The 19,901-nt window shown below is 64.1% G+C and carries 18 protein-coding genes; 9 read left to right on the top strand and 9 right to left on the bottom strand.

Features of this window, described 5'->3' with window-relative positions:
• Nucleotides 1-3 precede the first annotated feature (3 nt).
• From RTP54_RS23275 to RTP54_RS23285, 3 genes are all read right to left on the bottom strand, one after another.
• Nucleotides 4-207, bottom strand: coding sequence for a hypothetical protein (locus RTP54_RS23275; protein WP_112811274.1), 204 nt, complete (start codon nucleotides 205-207; stop codon nucleotides 4-6).
• Between the two features lie 430 nt (nucleotides 208-637).
• Nucleotides 638-1,099: an acyl-CoA thioesterase gene (locus RTP54_RS23280; protein WP_162703664.1), complete on the bottom strand. Its 462-nt coding sequence runs from the start codon at nucleotides 1,097-1,099 to the stop codon at nucleotides 638-640.
• Nucleotides 1,100-1,466: 367 nt separating this feature from the next.
• Nucleotides 1,467-1,727, bottom strand: coding sequence for a hypothetical protein (locus tag RTP54_RS23285; protein ID WP_312365950.1), 261 nt, complete (start codon nucleotides 1,725-1,727; stop codon nucleotides 1,467-1,469).
• On the opposite strand from RTP54_RS23285, the gene RTP54_RS23290 reads away from it, so the two are divergent.
• Complete coding sequence (locus tag RTP54_RS23290; protein ID WP_312365951.1) at nucleotides 1,726-2,709, top strand: GAF domain-containing DNA-binding protein; 984 nt, start codon at nucleotides 1,726-1,728, stop codon at nucleotides 2,707-2,709. The two genes, RTP54_RS23285 and RTP54_RS23290, sit on opposite strands and share 2 nt — an antisense overlap.
• Before the next feature lie 256 nt (nucleotides 2,710-2,965).
• Nucleotides 2,966-9,802 (top strand): autotransporter domain-containing protein, encoded by a 6,837-nt coding sequence (locus tag RTP54_RS23295; protein ID WP_312365952.1) that lies wholly within the window; start codon nucleotides 2,966-2,968, stop codon nucleotides 9,800-9,802.
• Nucleotides 9,803-9,892: 90 nt separating this feature from the next.
• Here RTP54_RS23295 and RTP54_RS23300 read toward each other — a convergent pair whose 3' ends face one another.
• On the bottom strand, nucleotides 9,893-10,780 hold the full coding sequence (locus RTP54_RS23300) for a helix-turn-helix domain-containing protein (protein WP_312365953.1): 888 nt from the start codon (nucleotides 10,778-10,780) through the stop codon (nucleotides 9,893-9,895).
• Between the two features lie 114 nt (nucleotides 10,781-10,894).
• Here RTP54_RS23300 and pobA point away from each other — a divergent pair, with 114 nt between their 5' ends.
• On the top strand, nucleotides 10,895-12,067 hold the full coding sequence (gene pobA / locus RTP54_RS23305) for a 4-hydroxybenzoate 3-monooxygenase (RefSeq protein ID WP_312365954.1): 1,173 nt from the start codon (nucleotides 10,895-10,897) through the stop codon (nucleotides 12,065-12,067).
• Here the strand turns inward: pobA and RTP54_RS23310 are convergent.
• Both RTP54_RS23310 and pcaQ read right to left on the bottom strand, forming a co-directional pair.
• A complete protein-coding gene (locus tag RTP54_RS23310) occupies nucleotides 12,046-12,600 on the bottom strand; it encodes a GNAT family protein (protein ID WP_312365955.1) in 555 nt (184 codons plus the stop codon). The two genes, pobA and RTP54_RS23310, sit on opposite strands and share 22 nt — an antisense overlap.
• 90 nt (nucleotides 12,601-12,690) lie before the next feature.
• Nucleotides 12,691-13,617: a pca operon transcription factor PcaQ gene (gene pcaQ / locus RTP54_RS23315; protein ID WP_312365956.1), complete on the bottom strand. Its 927-nt coding sequence runs from the start codon at nucleotides 13,615-13,617 to the stop codon at nucleotides 12,691-12,693.
• Nucleotides 13,618-13,710: 93 nt separating this feature from the next.
• On the opposite strand from pcaQ, the gene pcaD reads away from it, so the two are divergent.
• The 5 genes from pcaD (at nucleotide 13,711) to RTP54_RS23340 (ending at nucleotide 17,469) form a co-directional block, all read left to right on the top strand.
• Nucleotides 13,711-14,523: a 3-oxoadipate enol-lactonase gene (gene pcaD, locus RTP54_RS23320; protein WP_112811281.1), complete on the top strand. Its 813-nt coding sequence runs from the start codon at nucleotides 13,711-13,713 to the stop codon at nucleotides 14,521-14,523.
• A complete protein-coding gene (gene pcaC / locus RTP54_RS23325) occupies nucleotides 14,516-14,920 on the top strand; it encodes a 4-carboxymuconolactone decarboxylase (protein WP_112811282.1) in 405 nt (134 codons plus the stop codon). The genes pcaD and pcaC overlap by 8 nt, the downstream gene beginning before the upstream one ends.
• 12 nt (nucleotides 14,921-14,932) lie before the next feature.
• Nucleotides 14,933-15,682, top strand: coding sequence for a protocatechuate 3,4-dioxygenase subunit beta (gene pcaH / locus RTP54_RS23330; RefSeq protein WP_312365957.1), 750 nt, complete (start codon nucleotides 14,933-14,935; stop codon nucleotides 15,680-15,682).
• Nucleotides 15,682-16,296: a protocatechuate 3,4-dioxygenase subunit alpha gene (pcaG, locus tag RTP54_RS23335; RefSeq protein ID WP_312365958.1), complete on the top strand. Its 615-nt coding sequence runs from the start codon at nucleotides 15,682-15,684 to the stop codon at nucleotides 16,294-16,296. Before pcaH ends, pcaG begins: the two co-directional genes overlap by 1 nt.
• A 117-nt stretch (nucleotides 16,297-16,413) precedes the next feature.
• On the top strand, nucleotides 16,414-17,469 hold the full coding sequence (locus tag RTP54_RS23340) for a 3-carboxy-cis,cis-muconate cycloisomerase (protein ID WP_312365959.1): 1,056 nt from the start codon (nucleotides 16,414-16,416) through the stop codon (nucleotides 17,467-17,469).
• Nucleotides 17,470-17,473: 4 nt separating this feature from the next.
• Here the strand turns inward: RTP54_RS23340 and RTP54_RS23345 are convergent, their stop codons facing one another.
• The 3 genes from RTP54_RS23345 to RTP54_RS23355 form a co-directional block, all read right to left on the bottom strand.
• A complete protein-coding gene (locus RTP54_RS23345) occupies nucleotides 17,474-17,815 on the bottom strand; it encodes a tetratricopeptide repeat protein (protein WP_312365960.1) in 342 nt (113 codons plus the stop codon).
• Nucleotides 17,816-17,846: 31 nt separating this feature from the next.
• Nucleotides 17,847-18,437 carry a flavin reductase family protein gene (locus RTP54_RS23350; RefSeq protein ID WP_312365961.1) on the bottom strand — a complete coding sequence of 197 codons (591 nt, stop codon included), beginning with the start codon at nucleotides 18,435-18,437 and terminating at the stop codon, nucleotides 17,847-17,849.
• 62 nt (nucleotides 18,438-18,499) lie between these two features.
• Nucleotides 18,500-19,108 (bottom strand): superoxide dismutase, encoded by a 609-nt coding sequence (locus tag RTP54_RS23355; RefSeq protein WP_112818633.1) that lies wholly within the window; start codon nucleotides 19,106-19,108, stop codon nucleotides 18,500-18,502.
• Between the two features lie 105 nt (nucleotides 19,109-19,213).
• Here RTP54_RS23355 and RTP54_RS23360 point away from each other — a divergent pair, with 105 nt between their 5' ends.
• Nucleotides 19,214-19,894: a metalloregulator ArsR/SmtB family transcription factor gene (locus RTP54_RS23360; protein ID WP_312365962.1), complete on the top strand. Its 681-nt coding sequence runs from the start codon at nucleotides 19,214-19,216 to the stop codon at nucleotides 19,892-19,894.
• Nucleotides 19,895-19,901 lie beyond the last annotated feature (7 nt).

The following is a 19,901-nucleotide window of genomic DNA, read 5'->3' on the forward strand; positions in this document are numbered from 1 at the left end:
GCCCTACTTCATCAGATCCATATGTTGTTCGGACCGGGCCCTGATCAGGGGATCGAGGTCCGACTTGTAGGGGCCGTATTTCGTAAACATCTCGTAGGCATCGAGCGGCGGAATGCCCGATGCGCGGATGAAATCTTCCAGATCGTATCGAACTTCGCCATTGGCGACGCCTTCGGTAAATTGCTTTCCCGTCTCGGATGTGGACATGTCGATCTCCGATATCCTGGGCCCGCAACGGCAGTGTTGGTTTCCCCGGCTGCAGGCGTGATAGGTGCTTGGCGTGGTCACGATAATGACGCCAGATACTGAACGCGGCGCGATGACATCGAGAACGCGTCACTCTGTCTCTGGAACGCTGTGGCATGCTCACGGCACATGGACATGGGCTGGGTAACGCGGATGGAGCCCCATCTCCTCACTCGGTTTCGGCAGTTTGGTCAGTCAGGCGGCGGCAATCCATGAGGCAATGCGCATCAGAAAAGCCGCCGGCTTGGCCTGTCGTTCCGACGGTCGGAAGATACACTATCGGGCCGCCGTCCCAAACCCCGGAGCGTGTTTTGCCGCGGCCTGTTGCAAAAAGTGACTGGCCCTGAAGCAAAGTCAGAGCTTGACGCGGCGGACAGTCAAGCGGCGCTCGTCAGGTTTCCGGTGCCGAGCTTGCCGCCTGGAAGCGCGCTTCGAACTCGCGCCGCAGGCTTTTGCGGATCTCGGCCGCGCGCTGGCGGCGCAGTCTGACATCGGTTGTCGGATTGTAGGGGGGAACCGCGGTCGGGCGCGCTTCGGCATCAACGGCGACCATCGTGAAATAACAGGAGTTGGTGTGCCGGCGCTCGCCCGTACGGATGTTCTCAGCCTCGACGCGGATCCCGACCTCCATCGACGTGCGGCCTGCATGGTTGATAGAGGCGCGAAAGGTCACGAGTTCGCCGACATGGATCGGCTGGCGAAAGACAACCTGGTCCACCGATAGCGTCACCGCATATTGCTGCGAGTAACGCGAGGCACAGGAAAATGCGACGCGGTCGAGAAGGTTGAGCAGGGCGCCGCCGTGGACCTTGCCGCTGAAGTTGGCCATGTCGGGCGTCATCAGGACGACCATTTCGAGCTCGCTTGTGTCATGTCCGGCTTCCACGGCAACTCCTCTGGAATGGTCGCTACCCCTTGGGGTGCGATTGCGCATCGAGGGACGATGCCAGCATTGCCGGCCAGGGTCCAGCTTGCGCCCCTCGTCGCCGACGGTTGGAGCGGCTGCCATAGACCTGGAGCCGTACAGGCCAGCCATATCGGGACGGCCCATGTCCCTCGTGGGAGAGGGCGTCATTGACCGCCACAACGATGCGCTCCCGGGCCGCGTCAGCCGCAGATAGCGTCGTTGACCGCTCGCCTGAACCGTCAGCAATAGGTGCCTGCGGCGAGAGGTCGAGCGGAAACTTGCCCCAGAACCCGCCCAGAAATGGGTTGCAAAATTATGCGGATCGCTCTTGCATTTTTTTGCGCATAAATTCAATTGGTACTCGCACGCGGATGCCAGCGGCGAAAAATGCCGGCACATGACGATGGAGGGGGGCCATCGCACCGCAAGCGCAATTGTTTTTCTCGAATTTTGCCCAACGCCACCCTTCGGCGAACTCCGGGCGTTGCTGCCACTTTTTACCGCCGGGCATTTCCGGGAAGCCCAAAAATTTACACGGCAATTTCCTTTTCCCAGTTTCCGTATTGATCGCCATGAATGAGCAATTGCACCCATCCGACCATTCCACCAGCCTGCCACCCTACGAACTGATCCCGATCACCGACTGGGCCTTGCCAACGGCGGGGGAGCCCGCGCTCGATTGGGCCTATCTGGCTGCAACGCACCTCATCGGCCTGCCGGCCAAGCTTGCGATCGCCGCGATCCTGGAAGAGACCGGCATGCTTGCCGGCGCCGATCGCGCGTGGATGTTCGAATATTGCGACGACCTCCTGCGCTTCCGCAACACCCAGGAATGGGTGCGGGGTGATGCGACATCCCATGTCAACGACTTGCAGCAGACACCGGTGACGATGGTCGGCTGGCTGCACCAGTGGCTGATCGTCGGAAAGGCGGTCATGATCAACGATGTCGCCCGGCTGCCGCGCCCGGCGCGCGCGCTTCAGGCCGAAATGCTTCGACAGAACGACAAGAGCGTTCTCTGCGTCCCTGTCTTTCACGCGGGCACGTTGCGCGGCTGCATCGGCTTCGATGCGACCCGGGCGATGCGCCGGTGGACGATCCAAGAGGTTCACCAGCTTGCGCGCTGCGCAAGGCTGATCGGGATCGCCCGCTACGGGCGGGCGACGACCCCAAGCGAACGGGACGGCGCTGCCGCGACGTCCTCCATCGGGCCTGATCCCCTCGTCCATCTGCATATGCCGGGGCGCACCCGCGGCGTGCCGCTGTCTGCGATCGTCGGACTTCGTTCGGCCAAGGATTACACCCAGATCTGGCTGAAGGATGAAGCTGCCGTCCTGGATCTCCGCCCGCTTTCATTCTGGATTGGCCTGCTGCCGAAGTCGAACTTCCTGCGGATCCACCGTACCGCGGTGGTCAACATCGCGCACGTGACCGAGCTCGACCGTCATGCCGGTCCGACAAAGCAGGCCTGGGCCGTGCGCCTGCGCAGATTCGACGAACTCTGGATCGTGTCCCGCCCCTACAGGCAGGAATTGCGCAGCCGGCTCGGCATCTGAGATTTTCCACAGAGCTCAACGGCGCACTTTGTCGCTTCGTCGAACCCGTAGGTTGTTTCGTCGATAAGGCGTTGCTGCTTCAGGGTTGCCATGTAAGCGAGCTTCCTGGGACATTTTCAGACGACGGCGGAGGGGCAAGCCTTTGAAAAAGATCAATTGTAAGAATCAGGGCTTGGAAAGCGGGCTTGAACGGGAAGAGCGTAACGAGCGGCGGCCGCCATCGCGTCGGCCTGCTGCCCGTAGCCGGCGCTCGCTGATGAGCAGCACCGCTCTCTGGTTGTTCGCGGCCTCGGGTCTTGCCCTTGGTATGGCCACGGCGGTACCGCTGGCGCATGCGGGAGGCAAGGGTGGCAACGGTGGTGGGCCTGCGGGCGCAGCCGGCGGCAGCGTAGACGGCAATTTGCAGGGCACGCCTGGCGGCAGCGCAGTCAATCCCGGAAACGGCGGTGGCGGTGGCGGGCCGGGTGCTGCAGGGGGCGCGGGCGGCCAGAACGGCAGCGGAGTTGCCGGCAACGGCGGTGCCGGCGGAACGGGTGGCAGCCCGAACGGTGCGACGGGTGGCAACGGCAGCGGCGCCGGCGTCGATTATGGCGGCGGCGGTGGTGGTGGCGGCGGTGCGCACGGCAGCGTTGGCGTTGCCGCCGGTCGTGGTGGCAATGGCGGCGCCTCGACGAACGGTGACGGCGGTGGCGGAGGCGCCGGGGGATACGGCCGGATCGTTGCCGCTGGCGGCTCAGAGAGCATATCGGGAGCGGCCATTACAGGCGGGCAGGGCGGCGACGGCGGGACCGGGCCCGGCTTCGGATTTGGCGGCAGCGGCGGCGATGGCGGCGATGGCGCGGCACTGATCGGTGGCGGCACCTTGACAGTAAACTCGGACGTCACGGGCGGCGCAGGCGGCAGTGGCGGCACCGGCGGCCTCGGCGGGGGGCGCAAAGGCGACGGCGGTCACGGCATCAGCGCGCTGAACGGCGGCACGGTGATCGTCAACGGTACTGTGCGGGGCGGCCTGGCCGGAACGGGCGGGACAGGCGGCGTGGGCGGTTCGGGCCTCTTCGGACGCAATCTGATTGTGAACCTGGGTGCTTCCGGCTCGATCAACGGCTACGGCGGCGCCGATGCCATGACCTTCGATGGTGGCGCCAACACATTCCGTTTTCTGGCCACGTCCCCCGGTCTCTTCGGCAACATCGCAATCAACAATGGCGCCACTCTGACGATCGAGCAGAGCGCAAACGGTAGTCTGAGCAGTGCGATTACAGGCAACGGGTCGCTGATCAAAACCGGCAGCGGCACGCTGACACTGGGTGGAATGAACACCTATACCGGTGCAACATCGATCGTGGCGGGCGGTACGCTTGCCCTCTCCGGCCAGGGCAGGATCAACGCCTCGAGTGGTTTGACGGCCGACGGCATCTTCGATGTCTCTGCCGCGGTCTCGCCGTCGGTCAAGTCGCTTGTCGGCAGTGGGCAGGTGGAGCTCGGCAGCAAGTCGCTGAATATCACCAATGCGACCGGTACGTTCTCCGGCGCGATCAACGGCACCGGCGGCATTTCCGTCAGTGGCGGCACCCAGGTCCTGACCGGTGCCAACACCTTCAGCGGTCAGGCAGGGATCAATAACGGCGCGACGCTGCAGATCGGTAATGGCGGTACGGGCGGTTCACTCGTAGGGAACATCAACAATAGCGGCGCGGTGGTCTTCAACAGTTCCAGCAGCTTGCTCTATGGCGGGTCGATTACCGGCAACGGTACGTTCTCGCAGCTCGGCACCGGCACGCTGACGCTGACTGCGACCAACAGCACGGCTGGCGCGGTAACGATCGGCACGGGCAGCACGCTGCAACTCGGTAATGGTGGCACGTCCGGCTGGATCGGCGGCAGCGGCAACTTCCTCGGTGTGATCACCAACAACGGCACGCTCGTCTACAACCGCTCGGACAATGTCAGCCATGCCGGCACGTTCGGGGGCACCGGCACGATCACGCAGGCCGGAACCGGCAAGCTGACGCTGACGGGCAATAACTCGCTGTTTGCAGGCTCAACGTCGGTGACGGGGGGCACGGCACTTATCAACGGCCAGCTTGGCGGCAACGTCAATGTCGCCAGCGGCGGTACGCTCGGCGGATCGGGCCGGATCGGCGGTGATGTCGCCATCAATGGCACGCTTTCGGCCGGCAACAGCCCTGGCACCCTGACGATTGGCGGTGATCTGACGCTCAATGCCGGCTCCACATCGGTGTTCGAGTTGAACGCACGCGGCCTCGTCGGCAGTGCGGGCAACAACGATCTGGTGAAGGTCGGCGGCGACCTGACGCTCGGCGGCGTGCTGAACGCTCAGGTGGCCCAGGCCGGTTTTTACCGGCTGTTCGAATATGACGGTTCGCTCACGGGCAGTTTTGCGACGACGACTGCCACATCGACGGCGCAGAACTTCACGGTTGCCAGCCATCAGGTCGAGACGGGTATCGCCAAGCAGGTCAATCTGTCGGTGCTCGGCACCGGCCAGACGATGCACTTCTGGGATGGCGCGGACACGACCGGCAACGGCGCGGTCAACGGCGGCGCTGGCACCTGGTCTTCGACAGGGACCAACTGGACCGGCCCGGCGACGCGTTCCGATATCAACGGCCGTTTCGGTGGATCGGTCGGCGTGTTTGCCGGTGCGAACGGCGGCGCCGTCAACGTCGTCGGCACGCAGAGCTTCGATACGCTGCAGTTTTCTGCAACGACCGGTGGCACCGGCTACACGCTCAATGGCGGCGTGCTTGCCTTCAACCCGGCAAGCGGCACGGCGGCAACGATCAATGTCGACAGCGGCATCGCAACCACGATCGGTTCGGTGCTGCAGGATGGCGGCACCGGCACCGGGCTAAAAAAGGCCGGTAACGGCACGCTGACGCTGACGGGCGTGAACACCTATACCGGCGCGACGACGATCAACGGGGGCGGTACGCTGGCCCTGTCCGGCGCGGGCAGCATCGGCACTTCGAGCGGCGTGACGGGTGACGGCACCTTCGACGTCTCCGCGGCGACAGCTGCGAATGTCAAGTCGCTGACCGGCGGCGGCCGGGTCGTGCTCGGCGGCAACACGCTTAATATCAACAACGCCACGGGCACGTTCTCGGGTGTGATCAGCGGTGCCGGCGGCGTCAACATCGCGGGCGGCACACAGGTTCTGACCGCCGCCAACACCCATACCGGCGCGACGACGGTCGCGGCGGGGGGCGCGCTGGTGCTTTCCGGCCAGGGGCGGGTCAGCGCCTCGAGCGGATTGACGGCCAACGGCACCGTGGACGTTTCGGCGGCAGGCGCTCCGATCATCAATTCGCTTGCCGGTAGCGGCCAGGTGCTGCTCGGTGGCAAGACGCTGGTCATCAACAACGCGACGGGTACGTTCTCGGGTGCAATCAACGGCACCGGCGGCGTTTTTGTCAGTGGCGGTACCCAGGTCCTTTCCGGCGCCAACACCTTTACCGGCACGGCGGTCACGAATACCGGTGCGACGTTGCAGATCGGCGACGGCGGTGCGGGTGGCTCGATCGTGTCTGATGTCAACAACCACGGCGCGCTGGTCTTCAATCGTGCCGGCAATCTGACCTATAGCGGCGAGATCACCGGCGACGGCGCGTTCTCGCAGGTAGGCAGCGGCACGCTGACGCTGACGAAAGACCACAGCACGGCCGCTGCGGTCACGATCGGCACGGGCAGCACCTTGCAGCTCGGCAACGGCGGCACGACCGGTTGGATCGGCGGCACAGTCGGTTACCTTGGCTCGATCGCCAACAACGGCGCGCTCGTCTACAACCGTTCGAACGACGTGACTTACGCCGGCGTGGTCTCGGGCAATGGCACGTTGACCCAGGCCGGTACGGGCAAGCTGACGCTGACGGGCGACAATTCGCAGTTCAGTGGCGCAACCTCGGTGACGTCGGGTACGACCTACGTCAACGGCCAGCTTGGCGGCAACGTCAATGTCGGCACCGGCGGTACGCTCGGCGGATCGGGCGAGGTCAAGGGCGATGTCGTCGTCGATGGCACGCTCTCGGCCGGCAACAGCCCTGGCACGCTGACGATCGCTGGCGATCTGACGCTCAATGGCGGCTCCACATCGGTGTTCGAACTGAATACGCCCGGCCTCGTCGGCGGCACCGACAACGATCTGGTGAAGGTCGGCGGCAACCTGACGCTCGGCGGTGCGCTGGACGCTCGGGTAGCTTCGGCCGGCTATTACCGGCTGTTCGAATATGACGGTTCGCTCACCGGCAATTTTGCGACGGCAACAGCCACATCGACAGCCCCTGGCTTCACCGTTGCAAGCCATCAAGTTCAGACGGCAATCGCCAAGCAGGTCAATCTGTCGGTGCTGGGCACCGGCCAGACGATGCAGTTCTGGGATGGCGCGGACACGACCGGCGACGGCACGGTCAACGGCGGCGCCGGCACATGGACGTCTGCTGTCACGAACTGGACCGGCGACCCGCTGAATGCCGGCGTCAACGGCACCTATGGCGGATCGGTTGGCGTGTTTGCCGGCGCCACTGGCGGCACCGTCAACGTCGTCGGCACGCAGAACTTCGACACGCTGCAATTCTCCGCGACGACCGATGGCAGCGGCTACACCATCAATGGCGGCGCGCTTGCCTTCAACCCGGCAACCGGCACGGCGGCGACGATCAATGTCGGCAACGGCGTCTCAACCACGATCGAGACGGTGCTGCAGAATGGCGGGACCGGCACCGGGCTCAACAAGGTCGGCAACGGCACGCTGACGCTGAAGGGCATGAACACCTATACCGGCGCGACGAGCATCGCGGCGGGCGGCACGCTGGCCCTGTCCGGCCAGGGTCGGATCAACGCCTCGAGCGGTCTGACGGCCAACGGCACCTTCGACGTCTCTGCTGCGGCCGCAGCTGATGTCAAGTCGCTTGCCGGCACCGGCCAGGTGGTACTCGGCAGCAATTATCTGAAGATCAACAATGCGACCGGTACGTTCTCCGGTGCGATCACTGGCGCCGGCGGCGTCAATATCGCGGCTGGCACGCAGGTTCTGACCGGCGCCAACACCTTTACCGGCGGTGCGGGCATCTCTGCCGGCGCCACGCTGCAGATCGGCGATGGCGGCGCTGGCGGAAGCCTGGCCTCGGGTGTCACCAACTTCGGCGCGCTCGTCTTCAACAGCTCGGCTAACGCAAACTACGGCGGTTCGATCACCGGCCCGGGCTCGTTCTCGCAGATCGGCACGGGCACGCTGACGCTGACAGCCAACAACAGCACATCCGTCGCGGTGACCGTCGGTACGGGCAGCACGCTGCAGCTCGGTAATGGCGGCACGACCGGCTGGATCGGCGGTTCGGGCAATTTCCTCGGCTCGATCGCCAACAACGGTGCGCTGATCTATAACCGCTCGAACGACGTCACCTATGCCGGCACTGTCTCGGGCAACGGCACATTGACCCAGGCCGGCACGGGCAAATTGACCCTGACGGGCGTCAACAGCTTTACCGGCGCGACCGACATCAAGTCGGGTGATCTGATCGTCAATGGTTCGCTGGCGAATTCCAGCCTGACCACGATCAGGCGCGGAGCGCGTCTCGGCGGCACCGGCACGCTTGGCAACACGACCATCCAGGCCGGTGGCGTCCACGCCCCGGGCAGTTCGATCGGCACGCAGACGATCGCCGGCAACTACACCAACAACGGCGTTCTGCAGATCGAAGGTTCGCCGACCGCCACCGACAAGCTGATCGTGTCGGGCGGCGTCGATATCTCCGGAGCGACCCTTGATCTCCTGCTTTCGCCCAACACGGCGTCTAGCTGGCAGCTGATCAACGGCCCGTTCATCCTCATCGACAAGCAGAGTTCAGGTGCGATCACCGGCACCTTTGCCTCGATCGTCGACAACCTGGTGTTCCTCGATCCGACCGTCGATTACAGCGGCGGCGACGGCAACGACCTGTCGCTCAAGCTGACCCGCAACGATGTCTCCTTTGCCAGCATCGGTCGCACCCGCAACCAGATCGCCGCCAGCACTGCCGTCGAGGGTCTCGGTCTCACCAACCCCATCTTCAGCGCTGTCGCCTTCGCGGCAACGCCAGAGGCGGCGCGGACGGCCTTCGATCTGCTTTCCGGCGAAGTGCACAGTTCGTTCCAGTCGATCCTGATCGAGGACAGCCGGTTCCTGCGCGATGCCGCAAACGACCGTCTGCGCTCGGTGCTCGGCACGGTCGCTGCGAAGCAGTCGAGCGAAACGACCGGCGCAATCGGCAGCGGTGAACTGGCTCTGTGGTCGCAGGGCTTCGGCTCCTGGGGACGCATCGACGGTGACGGCAATGCCGCCAAGGCAGACCGCTCCATCGGCGGCTTCTTCGTCGGTGCCGATACGCAGGTGGACGAATGGACCGTCGGCGCTCTTGCCGGTTACTCGCGCGCCTCGATGGACATCGACGCTCGGTTCTCTTCGGCAACCTCCGACAACTATCATCTCGGGCTCTATGCCGGCGGACGCTGGGGCGATGCATCGCTCAGAACCGGCGCTGCCTATAGCTGGCACGATATCGAGACGAGCCGCACGGTTTCGTTCCCGGGCTTCTCGGACACGCTCGATGCCGACTATAGTGCCGGCACCGGCCAGGTCTTCGGCGAGTTCGCCTATGCCTTCCAGACCGGCGCGGTCGATCTGGAGCCGTTTGCAAACCTTGCCTACGTGCACCTCAACCGTGACGGCTTCACCGAGCGGGGTGGCGCGGCCGCTCTCGTCGGCAAGGACGCTTCGCAGGACACGACGTTTACGACGCTCGGTCTGCGCGCTGCGTCCAGCTTCGACCTCGGCGGCGTTCTTGCGACGGCCCGCGGCACTGTCGGCTGGAGGCATGCCTTCGGCGACACGTTGCCGTTGTCGTCGAACGGGTTCTCTGCGGCAAGCACGTTTGTCATTGCCGGTGTTCCGATTGCCGAAAACTCGGCGGTGCTTGAAGCCGGTCTCGATTTCGCTGTCGCGCCGGACGCCACCCTCGGCCTGACCTACACGGGTCAATTCGGCGGCGGCGTCAGCGATCAGAGTGTGAAGGCAAATCTGAGCGTCAAGTTCTGATTGAACGCAATCGAGGCGAACAGCCGCCCGCCGGGGTCCTTCAGCATCCCGGCGGGCGGCTGTTCGCGTTCAAGGCTGGCTTGAAGCGTTCTACGCGCCAAGCTTCATCCGCTCGGCAAGTCGCCAGGCTCTTGGCGTCATGCCGGTCTGGCGCAGGAAGAAGCGTGAGAAATAGGCCGGATCGGCAAAGCCGAGCCGGAAGCCGATTTCCTGGACGCTGCCGCGCGTGAAGACGAGTTCGCGGCGGGCCTCGTCCGTCAGCTTGCGGGCGATGATCTCGTGGGCGCTCTGGCCGGTGACATCGCGGGCGATGCGATTGAGATGCGTGGGCGAGAGGCCGAGTTCTCGGGCATAAAACGTGGCCGGCCTGTGAGCGCGGTGGTGCTGTTGGAGGAGGCCGAGAAACTGCTCCATGCGCCGTTGGTTTTCCGTGTCGGCGGCGTCGTCCTTGACCGGGTGCTCCTCGCCCAGGCGTGCAGCCAGCGTCAACGCGGACGTCAGGTAGGCGTCGAGCAGGTCGGTCCGATGGCTTCGGTTGGCCTCCCATTCCGCGCCCAGTCGGGCGAGCGTCAGCGCCACATAGCCACCGTCTTCGCTACCGTCGAGGCGGGTCTGGCGCGGAGCAGCCATCCAGCTCCCGAGGCGGCTGCGCTCTCCTGGCGAAACCCGTAAATGCGAGGCGAGAACGGTAAAGACGAAGCCGTCGATATCGCGAGAAAACCGGAAGCCATGATTGAGCGCCGGCGGCACGGTGATCATTACGGGAGGGCGAATGGGCTGCACCGTTTCGCCAAACAGCGCATCTCCCGAACCGCCGGCAATGTACAAGATCTGAAAGAAATTCTGATGCCGATGCAGCCCGATCTCCCAATGATACAGGCTGCTGCGCGACGGGATCGTTTCGCAATGCAGCCAGAAATCAGGCCGTTCGCGCGCGTCTTCCCCGTAGAGCTCGTAGGTCGGGACCGGTTTCGTCATTGCTGTCATCCATCGCCGATGTTCGATTAGTGCAATTTCTCGACCGGAATGTCCATTGAGGCCGGTGGCCCTCCCGCGCAAGATTTTGGCGAAAGTCAATTTCGGGAGGACAGCATGCGCACACAGGTCGTCATCATCGGGTCGGGGCCATCGGGTCTTCTCCTCGGGCAATTGCTGACCGGCGCCGGCATCGACAATGTCGTGCTCGACCGCGTGAGCAGGGATTACATCCTTGGCCGGGTGCGCGCAGGCGTTCTGGAGGAAGGGACGGTCGGCCTGATGAGCCAGGCAGGCGCGGATACCCGCTTGCGTGCGGAAGGGCTGCCGCATGACGGCTTCTCACTGGCATTCGACGGCCGCGATCACCGCATCGACCTCGCCGGGCTGACCGGCGGCAAACGCGTGATGGTCTATGGCCAGACCGAGCTGACGCGTGACCTGATGGCAGAGCGTGAACGATGCGGCGCGCCATCGATCTACGCTGCTGCCACTGTCGAGCCGCACGGCTTTGATGGGCAGAACCCCTATGTCACCTATGAACGCGATGGTGTGAGCCAACGCATCGATTGCGACTTCATTGCCGGGTGCGACGGTTTTCACGGGGTCAGCCGCAAGTCCGTACCTGACACTGCGATCCGCACGTTCGAGAAGGTCTATCCCTTCGGCTGGCTGGGCATTCTCGCCGATGTCCCGCCGGTCAGCCACGAACTGGTCTATGCCAACCATCCGCGCGGCTTTGCGCTCTGCTCGATGCGCTCGCAGACCCGCAGCCGCTATTACCTGCAATGCGCGCTTGACGAGAAGATCGAGGCATGGACCGACCAGCGCTTCTGGGACGAACTGCGGCGCCGGTTGCCGGCGCACCATGCCGAGGCGCTGGTGACGGGCGCGTCCTTCGAAAAGTCCATCGCGCCGCTGCGCTCCTTCGTCGCCGAGCCGATGCGTTTCGGCCGGCTGTTTCTCGTGGGAGACGCCGCCCATATCGTCCCGCCGACGGGCGCCAAGGGATTGAACCTGGCTGCGAGCGACGTCCACTACCTGTTCAACGGGCTGCTGGAGCACTACCAGGATCGGTCGAATGCGGGTGTCGATGCCTATTCCGCAAATGCGCTGGCCAGAGTGTGGAAGGCGGTGCGCTTTTCCTGGTGGATGACCACCATGCTGCATCGTTTTCCCGATACCGGCGATTTCGACCAGAAGATCCAGGAAGCCGAACTCGACTATCTCACCCATTCGCGCGCCGCCTCGACCGCGCTTGCGGAAAATTATGTCGGCTTGCCGTTTTGAGTGAGGGCTGTCGCAGGAAGGTCACTGCGCAGCATGCCGTAAAGGGCGGTGTCCCACCTGACGTCGCCGACCTTCGCTGACGATCGGCGCACGCCCTCCTCGACAAAGCCGAGCTTGAGATAGGTCCGGATCGCCGCGGCGTTGAAGGTGTAGACGTTCAGTTCCAGCCGCTCGAAGCGCGCATCGGCAAAGAAACGCGTGACCACCTGCCGCAGGAACGGGTCGGCAAGCCCCTGTCCGCGAAACGTCGGACTGACCGCGACGCGGGCGAGGCGGCCGACGCCGTTTTCCCAGTCGAGCGCGATCTGTGCGTGACCGGCAAGCGAACCGCCGACGGTGCCGGCAAACATCCAGCGTTCCGGGGCTTCGCCAAGGGTCGAAGCGAGCATTGCCTCAAGTTGCACCGCGTCGAGCGGAAAGCGAAGTCCCGTTCCACCCCATTGCGCCAGCGCTTCGGCGGTCGGAAACCAGTCAAGCATGCCGCCGATATGGTGGCGGGCGAATGTTTCGAGTTGGACGGGAGCGATGGGCATGGCGACTTCAGAATGGTGAACGGATTTCGGAAAGTCGTTCTTCGAGCCGGCTTTGTAAAGGGGCGACCCTCGCCGTTCGCACAGCCGCCGTCAGTGCCTTTGGGCGATTTCGGCGGCTGCCTCGCGGATCGTCTGGATCAGGATCGATAGCGGCAGCGATGGGACGGAGTCGGCACGCATTGTCAGGCCGACCGGCCCCTTGGTCTCGCTGGTGTCGATCGGCAGGACCGCGAGCGTTCCATCAGCGATATCGCTGGCAACGACACCCTGAGAGATGATCCAGATGGCATCGCTGGTCCGCACGAAGGCCCGGCCGAAGGCGTCTGATACCGTTTCGATCTGGTTTGGCAGGCCGGGCGTGCCGTTGGCGATCAGAAAATGATCGACGAAGGGGCGGATGATCGAGGCGCGCGTCGGCATCAGCACGGGATAATCTGCAAGATGGGAAAACGCCGATTGCGCGCCGGCAAGCAGGGGATGCCCGGCGCGAACCGCAAAAACCACCTGTTCGGAATAGAGATGCTCGAAGGAAAAGCCGGTCATTTTCTCAGGTGCGGCCAGCCGGCCGACGACGAGGTCGAGGTCGCCGACCCGCAGCTGCTCCAGAAGCACGGCATTCTCACCGGTGACGATCTTGATCCTGGCGCCGGTGTCCTCCTTCAGGAACAGCGACATTGCCCGCGGCATGATCCGCGTCGAGACTGTGGGGAGGGCGCCGATGCGCACCGGGACGCCGTCGCCGGAGCGCTCCTGCGAGACCGAATCGAGCCCTTGGCGGAGCGCCGTCAACGCGGCACCCGCATGTCGGAGAAAGACCTCGCCATAGCGGGTGATCTTGATGCCGCGTCCCTCGCGTTCGAAAACGGCAACGCCCAACACCTCTTCCAGCTCGCGGATGGTCTTGGTGACGGCCGGCTGGCTGACATGCAGGAGTTCGGCCGCCTTCATGACGCTCTTCTGCCTTGCGACCTCGACAAACGTCTGCAGATGGCGAAACTTGACGCGGGCATCGACCATGGAATTCATAACCCTCGGGTTAATGGAATGCCGTGAAATATCATTTTACCTAACCAGATTAAACAGACAATTTGTTTTCAGAGGAGACGTGCCGTGCAGTTTGCCCGCATCAACGACATCACCATCCATTATCAGGTCATCGGCGCCACGGCCGAGCGGCCGGTGCTGGTCTTTGCCAATTCACTCGGCACCGATTTCCGGATCTGGCGGGATGTCATTGTGCGTCTGGCGGGCGACTACGCAATCGTTCTCTACGACAAGCGCGGCCATGGTCTCTCCGATATCGGCCCGCTGCCTTATTCGATCGAAGACCACGCCAATGACTTGGCCGGGCTGCTCGACATGCTCGCCGTCAGCCGGGCGATCGTCTGCGGCCTTTCCGTTGGTGGGCTGATCGCCCAGTCGCTCTATCAACAGCGGCCGGATCTCGTGCGCGCCTTGGTTCTCTGCGACACGGCGCACAAGATCGGCACGCCGGAACTCTGGGCGCAGCGTATAGCCGCGATCGAAGCGAACGGCATCGAGGCGATCGCCGATGGTATCCTGGAGCGTTGGTTCACACCGGCCTTTAGACGGCCGGAAAATGCGGCATTGGTCGGTTATCGCAATATGCTGATCCGCCAGTCGGCGACGGGCTATGCCGCGACCTGCGGCGCGATCCGCGACGCCGACTACACCGAGGCGGCAAAGCGTATCGCCGTGCCGGTTCTTTGCGTCGTCGGCGATCACGACGGTTCGACCCCTCCGGACGTGGTGCTTGCCACCGCACGCCTGATCCCGGGTGCCCGCTACGAAGTCATCCGCGACGCCGGCCATATTCCTTGCGTCGAAAAGCCGGAGGAACTGACCGCGATGCTGCGCGCCTTTTTCGAAATTGTAACGCATGGAGACAAAAGCCATGAGTGAAGCCTTTACGCCCTCCGACCGCCATCGCCAGGGCATGGCGACGCGGCGAGCCGTTCTTGGCGACACCCACGTGGATCGGGCCCAGTCGACGTCCACCGACTTCGATCGCCCGTTCCAGGATCTGATCACCGAGGCGGCGTGGGGGCATGTGTGGTCGCGTCCGACCTGGACGAAGCGGGAGCGTTCGATCGTCACGATCGCGCTCCTGGCGGCCCTTGGGCAGGATGAAGAGGTGGCGATGCATGTGCGCGCCACCGCCAACACCGGCGCCACCCGTGACGACATCTGCGAGGCGTTGCTGCACGTGGCGATCTATGCCGGGGTTCCCGCCGCCAACCACGCGATCAAGATCGTCAAACAGGTCTTTGCGGAAATGGACGCGGGCAAGGCGGCCTGACGGGAGAACGAGATGTCCGATAGAGCGAACCGCAAGCCCGAGACCGGCGCCTTCTTTCCGCGCGACAGAAACTGGCATGCGCCGGCATTGACGCCCGGCTACAAGACCTCGGTGCTGCGCTCGCCGCAGAAGGCGCTTCTGTCGCTCGACGGCACGATCTCCGAGATCACCGGCCCGGTCTTCGGCCATTCGATGCTCGGCGAAAGCGACAATGATCTCATCCATAATTTCGCAAAGCCTGGCGAGAGCGCGATCGGCGAGCGCATCATCGTTCATGGCCGGGTGCTCGACGAACGCGGTCGTCCGGTTCCCGGCGCTCTTCTCGAATTCTGGCAGGCCAATGCCGGCGGACGCTACCGCCACAAGAAGGAAAGCTATCTGGCAGCGCTCGATCCGAATTTCGGCGGTTGCGGTCGCACCATCACCGACGAGGACGGCTTCTATTCCTTGCGCACCATCAAGCCCGGCCCCTATCCCTGGCCGAACGGCGTCAACGACTGGCGCCCGGCCCACATCCATTTTTCGATCTTCGGCCACGGCTTCGCGCAGCGGCTGATCACGCAGATGTATTTCGAGGGCGATCCGATGATCTGGAAGTGTCCGATCGTCAATACCATCGCCGATCGCCGTGCAATCGAGCAGCTGATCGCACCGCTCGACTGGGCCAACACCATCCCGATGGATGCGAGAGCCTACAAGTTCGACATCGTCTTGCGCGGACGGCGCTCGACGCTGTTTGAAAACCGCATGGAGGGCAACTGATGGTCCAGGCGCTCGACCACCTTAAGGAAACGGCGTCGCAGACCGCCGGTCCCTACGTCCATATAGGCCTGACGCCGAATTTCTGCGGCATCGGCGGTGTCTACGACGCGGACCTGGGGGCAGTGATGGTCGGTGAAAAGACCCTTGGCCAACGCATCACGGTCAGCGGCAGGGTGCTCGATGGCACGGGCACGCCGCTCAAGGACGCCCTGGTGGAAATCTGGCAGGCGGATGCCGCGGGGCTCTACAACTCGCCCTCGGAGATGCGCGGGTCTGCCGATCCGGCATTCTTGGGCTGGGGGCGGTGTCCGACCGGCGACGAGGACGGCGTCTTCCGGTTCGAAACCATCAAGCCTGGCAAGGTGCCCTTCAAGGACGGGCGGCCGATGGCGCCGCACATCACGTTCTGGATCGTTGCGCGCGGCATCAATATCGGCCTCCACACCCGGATGTACTTTCCCGACGAAGCGGAGGCGAATGCCGCGGACCCCCTGCTTTTGCGGGTCGAACATCGCGATCGCGTCGCCACGCTTGTCGCAACCGGCAGCGCCCCTAATTATATCTTCGACATTCACCTGCAGGGTGAGAAGGAAACGGTCTTCCTCGACATCTGAAACCGGAATGTCATGGCTACGGACGGTCTGTTGCGTTTCGGTGCGTAGACGTCGGAAGCCGGACTGTGGCACTGCGTTGAAGTGTGAGCCTCACTTACGGCAACCATCGGGGGGACCATGACCTATTCCGCTTTCGACCATCCCTATCTCTCCGGTCTTCTTGGTGACGAGGCGGTGGCTGCCGAGTTTTCGACTGCCGCCGATATTCACGCCATGCTCGCCTTCGAGGCGGCGCTGGCGCGTGCCGAGGCGATCCACGGCATCATTCCGGCAAGTGCCGCCGACCGCATCACCGAGGCCTGTCGCGGCTTTTCTCCCGATGTCGCAGCACTCCGGCGGGCGATGGCGCTCGACGGTGTCGTCGTTCCCGAACTGGTGCGGCAGTTGCGCGTGGCCGTTGGTGGCGAAGCGGCAGCGCACGTCCATTTCGGCGCGACCAGCCAGGATGTGATTGATACCAGTTTGATGCTGCGCATGAAGGCCGTTGCCGAGCTGTTCGCCACGCGGTTGGGCGATGTCGTCTCGGCGCTGGAAGAGTGCGACGACCAATGGGGCGAGCGAGCCCTGATGGGGCGCACGCGCATGCAGGCGGCGATCCCGATCACCGTTTCTGATCGTCTGCGCACCTGGATAGAACCCCTGCTTGACCACAAGGACAGGCTCGAGGCGATGGATCGCGATCTCTTCGCAGTCCAGTTTGGCGGCGCGGCCGGCACGCTCGACAGGCTGCAGGGCCGGGCGGACGATGTGCGCGCGACGTTGGCCGAGGAACTGTCGCTTGCGGATTTTCCGCAATGGCACAGCCAGCGTTCGGAGGTCGCCGATTTCGCCAATGCCCTGTCGCTGGTGACTGGAAGCCTCGGCAAGTTCGGGCAGGACGTGGCGCTGATGGCGCAGCAGGGTGGCGAAATCGAGCTTGCGGGCGGCGGCGGTTCCTCGGCGATGCCGCACAAGCAGAACCCGGTTGCAGCCGAGGTCCTGGTGGCGCTTGCGCGCTTCAACGCGACGCAGCTTTCCGGCATTCACCAGGCGCTGGTCCACGAACAGGAACGCTCCGGTGCCGCCTGGACGCTCGAATGGCTGATCATGCCGCAGATGGCAGGCGCAACGGCCGCTGCTCTTCGCCTTGCAGCCGAGCTTGCGGGCAATATCCGGCGGCTCGGCTCCGCATGAGCGTTCAGGTCTCGGGCTCGCTCCTGTTGGCCGCGGTGCATTGCCTGTCCAGGCGCTTCAGAAAAACCGTGATTTCACGGGCGACCTGGAGGTCGCCCTTCTGTTCGGCGACGGCGCGGCCCTCGGTCCAGGTGCGCCGGGCCTCTTCGATGCGGTTCAGTTTCAGCATGGCCGCTCCACGGAGCTTCCAGGCTGCCGAATAGGTCGGATCGAATTCGATCGCCCGCTGGAAATGCAAGATTGCGGTTTCGCCATCCCCTTCCTGCAGGCAGATGCTGCCAAGGGTGAACCGCAGGAGCGCGTCGTCGCGGCCGTCACGCAGAAGTTTTTCAAGCACCAGTCGCATGGTCGTTCCCGAATGGATGTTTGCGCGCGGCTCAGATCGTCGGGCAGGCGGCGCCCGATGGCAATGGCCGCCCGCCCGATGGCGTGGCGAAGCCTGCCGATCTTTCGAGCGCCTGATACTGGCGCTCGCTCCACAGAAGCGGCTCGGCAAAATCCAGGGTTTCCGTCGCGATGATGGTTCCGACGAAGAGCCTGTGGTCTCCGACAAGCACGGATGCGCTCAACATGCAGTCGAGCCCGGCGGTCGCGCCGATGAGGCGCGGGCGGCCGGAGGGCCAATCCGCCCAGACCCCGACGAGATACCGGTTGGCGGCCGCGACCCGGCCGGCAAAGGCGTCGGCGACCAGTTCCTGCCCCTGGGCGAGCATGGCGAGCGAAAAGCCTTGCCGGCTCGAGATGGCGTCGGCCAGGGCGCTATCGGCCTTGATCGAGACGACGATCGACGGCGGGTTTGCCGAGAGCGAGAAGACGGCCGTGGCCGTGCGCCCCAGGCATTCCGAGCCGCTGCCGGAGCTGACGACGCAGACCGTCGAGGCCAACCGTGCCATCGTGTCGGCAAACTGCGGCCGGGTGACAGCGCGTTCGGCGTGGGCTGCAATGTCGACGGAGACGATCTGGGTCATGGGGCACAATCCGGCTTGGGTATGGATGTGGCGCCGCCGAGGCGGCGCCACGGCAGGCTGGCTCAGGCAGCGTTGAGCGCGGCCTCGGCGAACTCGTAGTTGGCAAGCCGGTCGAGGAAGTTGCTGACATAGTCGGGGCGGCGGTTGCGGAAGTCGATGTAGTAGCTGTGCTCCCAGACATCGAGGCCGAGCAGCGCCTTGCCCTCGTTGGTGGCGATCGGGTTCGAGCCGTTGGCGGTCTTCGTCACCTTGAGCTTGCCGCCGGCATCGAGGACGAGCCAGGCCCAGCCGGAACCGAACTGGCTGGTGGCCGCCGCCTTGAACGCGTCCTTGAAGGCCGCGACGCTGCCGAAATCTTCGGTGAGCTTCTTTTCCAGGCTGTCGGGAATGCGACCGCCCTTGGGTGAGAGATTGTTCCAGAACAGGATGTGGTTCCAGTGCTGGCCGGCATTGTTGAAGACCGGTGCCAGTTCGGGCTTGCCGTTGACGTGGCGAATGATGTCTTCAAGCGAAAGGCCGGCAAGCGCCGGATCCTTGTCGACGAATCCGTTGAGCGCGGTCACATAGGCCTGATGATGCTTGCCGTGGTGGAATTCCAGCGTCTCGGCGCTCATGCCGGCGTCGGCCAGCGCACCGATGGAAAAGGGAAGGGAGGGAAGTTCGAAAGCCATGGGTGAAATCCTCATCAGCCGGATGCAACGCAGCTTGTGTCTTGTGCGGAAACCATCCGGCGTGTATTTAACAAGGCAATTCTTTGTAAATCTCCGGACGATAATATGTCAAGCGATCACTTGTTAAATCCGGATCAGAGCCAGGGGCGTTCCCCCGCCGAACGTATTCTGCTGGCGCTGAAACTGCATGGGCCACAGACGGCGCCGTCGCTCGGCAAGCGCCTGTCGATATCGGGCGAGGCGGCTCGCCAGCAACTGGTCCGGCTCGCGGAGGATGCACTCGTCAACTCCTGGTCTGAGGCGCGTGGCGTCGGGCGCCCCTCGCAATATTGGGGGCTGACGGCATCGGGCCATGCGGAGTTTCCCGATACCCATGCGGAACTGACCGTCCAGCTGCTGCGCACGATCCGCCAGACGCTGGGGGAAGACGCGGTTGATCGCATCATCGCCGCGCGCGAGGAGGAGACGCGAACCGGCTATCGTGCCGCACTTGACGGAGCCGGAAGCCTGAAGGAGAGGGTGGAAACGCTCGTGCGCCTGCGCACGGCCGAAGGTTACATGGCTGGTTTCGAGGAGGTCGCCGACGGCGCCTTTCTCTTCGTCGAGAACCATTGTCCGATCTGCGCCGCGGCGGCCAGCTGTCAGGGTTTTTGCCGGGCGGAGATCAATGTTTTCCGCGACATTCTGGGTTTGGACGTCACCGTCGAGCGGAGCGAGCATATTCTCGCCGGCGCTCGCCGCTGCGCCTATGTGATCACGCCGGCGCCTATCGCGGGTGCCGCCTGACCGTCTG

Origin of the sequence: Ensifer sp. (assembly GCF_031989085.1) — a bacterium.
Lineage (GTDB): Bacteria > Pseudomonadota > Alphaproteobacteria > Rhizobiales > Rhizobiaceae > Ensifer.

Bases quoted from the DNA above. Each gene is read 5' to 3' on its own strand.
- pobA (WP_312365954.1), top strand. From the start codon at position 10,895: ATGCGCACACAGGTCGTCATCATCGGGTCGGGGCCATCGGGTCTTCTC.
- pcaQ (WP_312365956.1), bottom strand. From the start codon at position 13,617: ATGGTCGATGCCCGCGTCAAGTTTCGCCATCTGCAGACGTTTGTCGAG.
- pcaG (WP_312365958.1), top strand. From the start codon at position 15,682: ATGGTCCAGGCGCTCGACCACCTTAAGGAAACGGCGTCGCAGACCGCC.
- RTP54_RS23340 (WP_312365959.1), top strand. From the start codon at position 16,414: ATGACCTATTCCGCTTTCGACCATCCCTATCTCTCCGGTCTTCTTGGT.
- RTP54_RS23360 (WP_312365962.1), top strand. From the start codon at position 19,214: ATGTCAAGCGATCACTTGTTAAATCCGGATCAGAGCCAGGGGCGTTCC.
- RTP54_RS23350 (WP_312365961.1), bottom strand. From the start codon at position 18,437: ATGACCCAGATCGTCTCCGTCGACATTGCAGCCCACGCCGAACGCGCT.
- RTP54_RS23280 (WP_162703664.1), bottom strand. From the start codon at position 1,099: ATGGTCGTCCTGATGACGCCCGACATGGCCAACTTCAGCGGCAAGGTC.
- RTP54_RS23310 (WP_312365955.1), bottom strand. From the start codon at position 12,600: ATGCCCATCGCTCCCGTCCAACTCGAAACATTCGCCCGCCACCATATC.
- RTP54_RS23355 (WP_112818633.1), bottom strand. From the start codon at position 19,108: ATGGCTTTCGAACTTCCCTCCCTTCCCTTTTCCATCGGTGCGCTGGCC.
- pcaC (WP_112811282.1), top strand. From the start codon at position 14,516: ATGAGTGAAGCCTTTACGCCCTCCGACCGCCATCGCCAGGGCATGGCG.
- RTP54_RS23300 (WP_312365953.1), bottom strand. From the start codon at position 10,780: ATGACGAAACCGGTCCCGACCTACGAGCTCTACGGGGAAGACGCGCGC.
- RTP54_RS23290 (WP_312365951.1), top strand. From the start codon at position 1,726: ATGAATGAGCAATTGCACCCATCCGACCATTCCACCAGCCTGCCACCC.
- pcaH (WP_312365957.1), top strand. From the start codon at position 14,933: ATGTCCGATAGAGCGAACCGCAAGCCCGAGACCGGCGCCTTCTTTCCG.
- RTP54_RS23285 (WP_312365950.1), bottom strand. From the start codon at position 1,727: ATGGCGATCAATACGGAAACTGGGAAAAGGAAATTGCCGTGTAAATTT.
- RTP54_RS23275 (WP_112811274.1), bottom strand. From the start codon at position 207: ATGTCCACATCCGAGACGGGAAAGCAATTTACCGAAGGCGTCGCCAAT.
- RTP54_RS23295 (WP_312365952.1), top strand. From the start codon at position 2,966: ATGAGCAGCACCGCTCTCTGGTTGTTCGCGGCCTCGGGTCTTGCCCTT.
- RTP54_RS23345 (WP_312365960.1), bottom strand. From the start codon at position 17,815: ATGCGACTGGTGCTTGAAAAACTTCTGCGTGACGGCCGCGACGACGCG.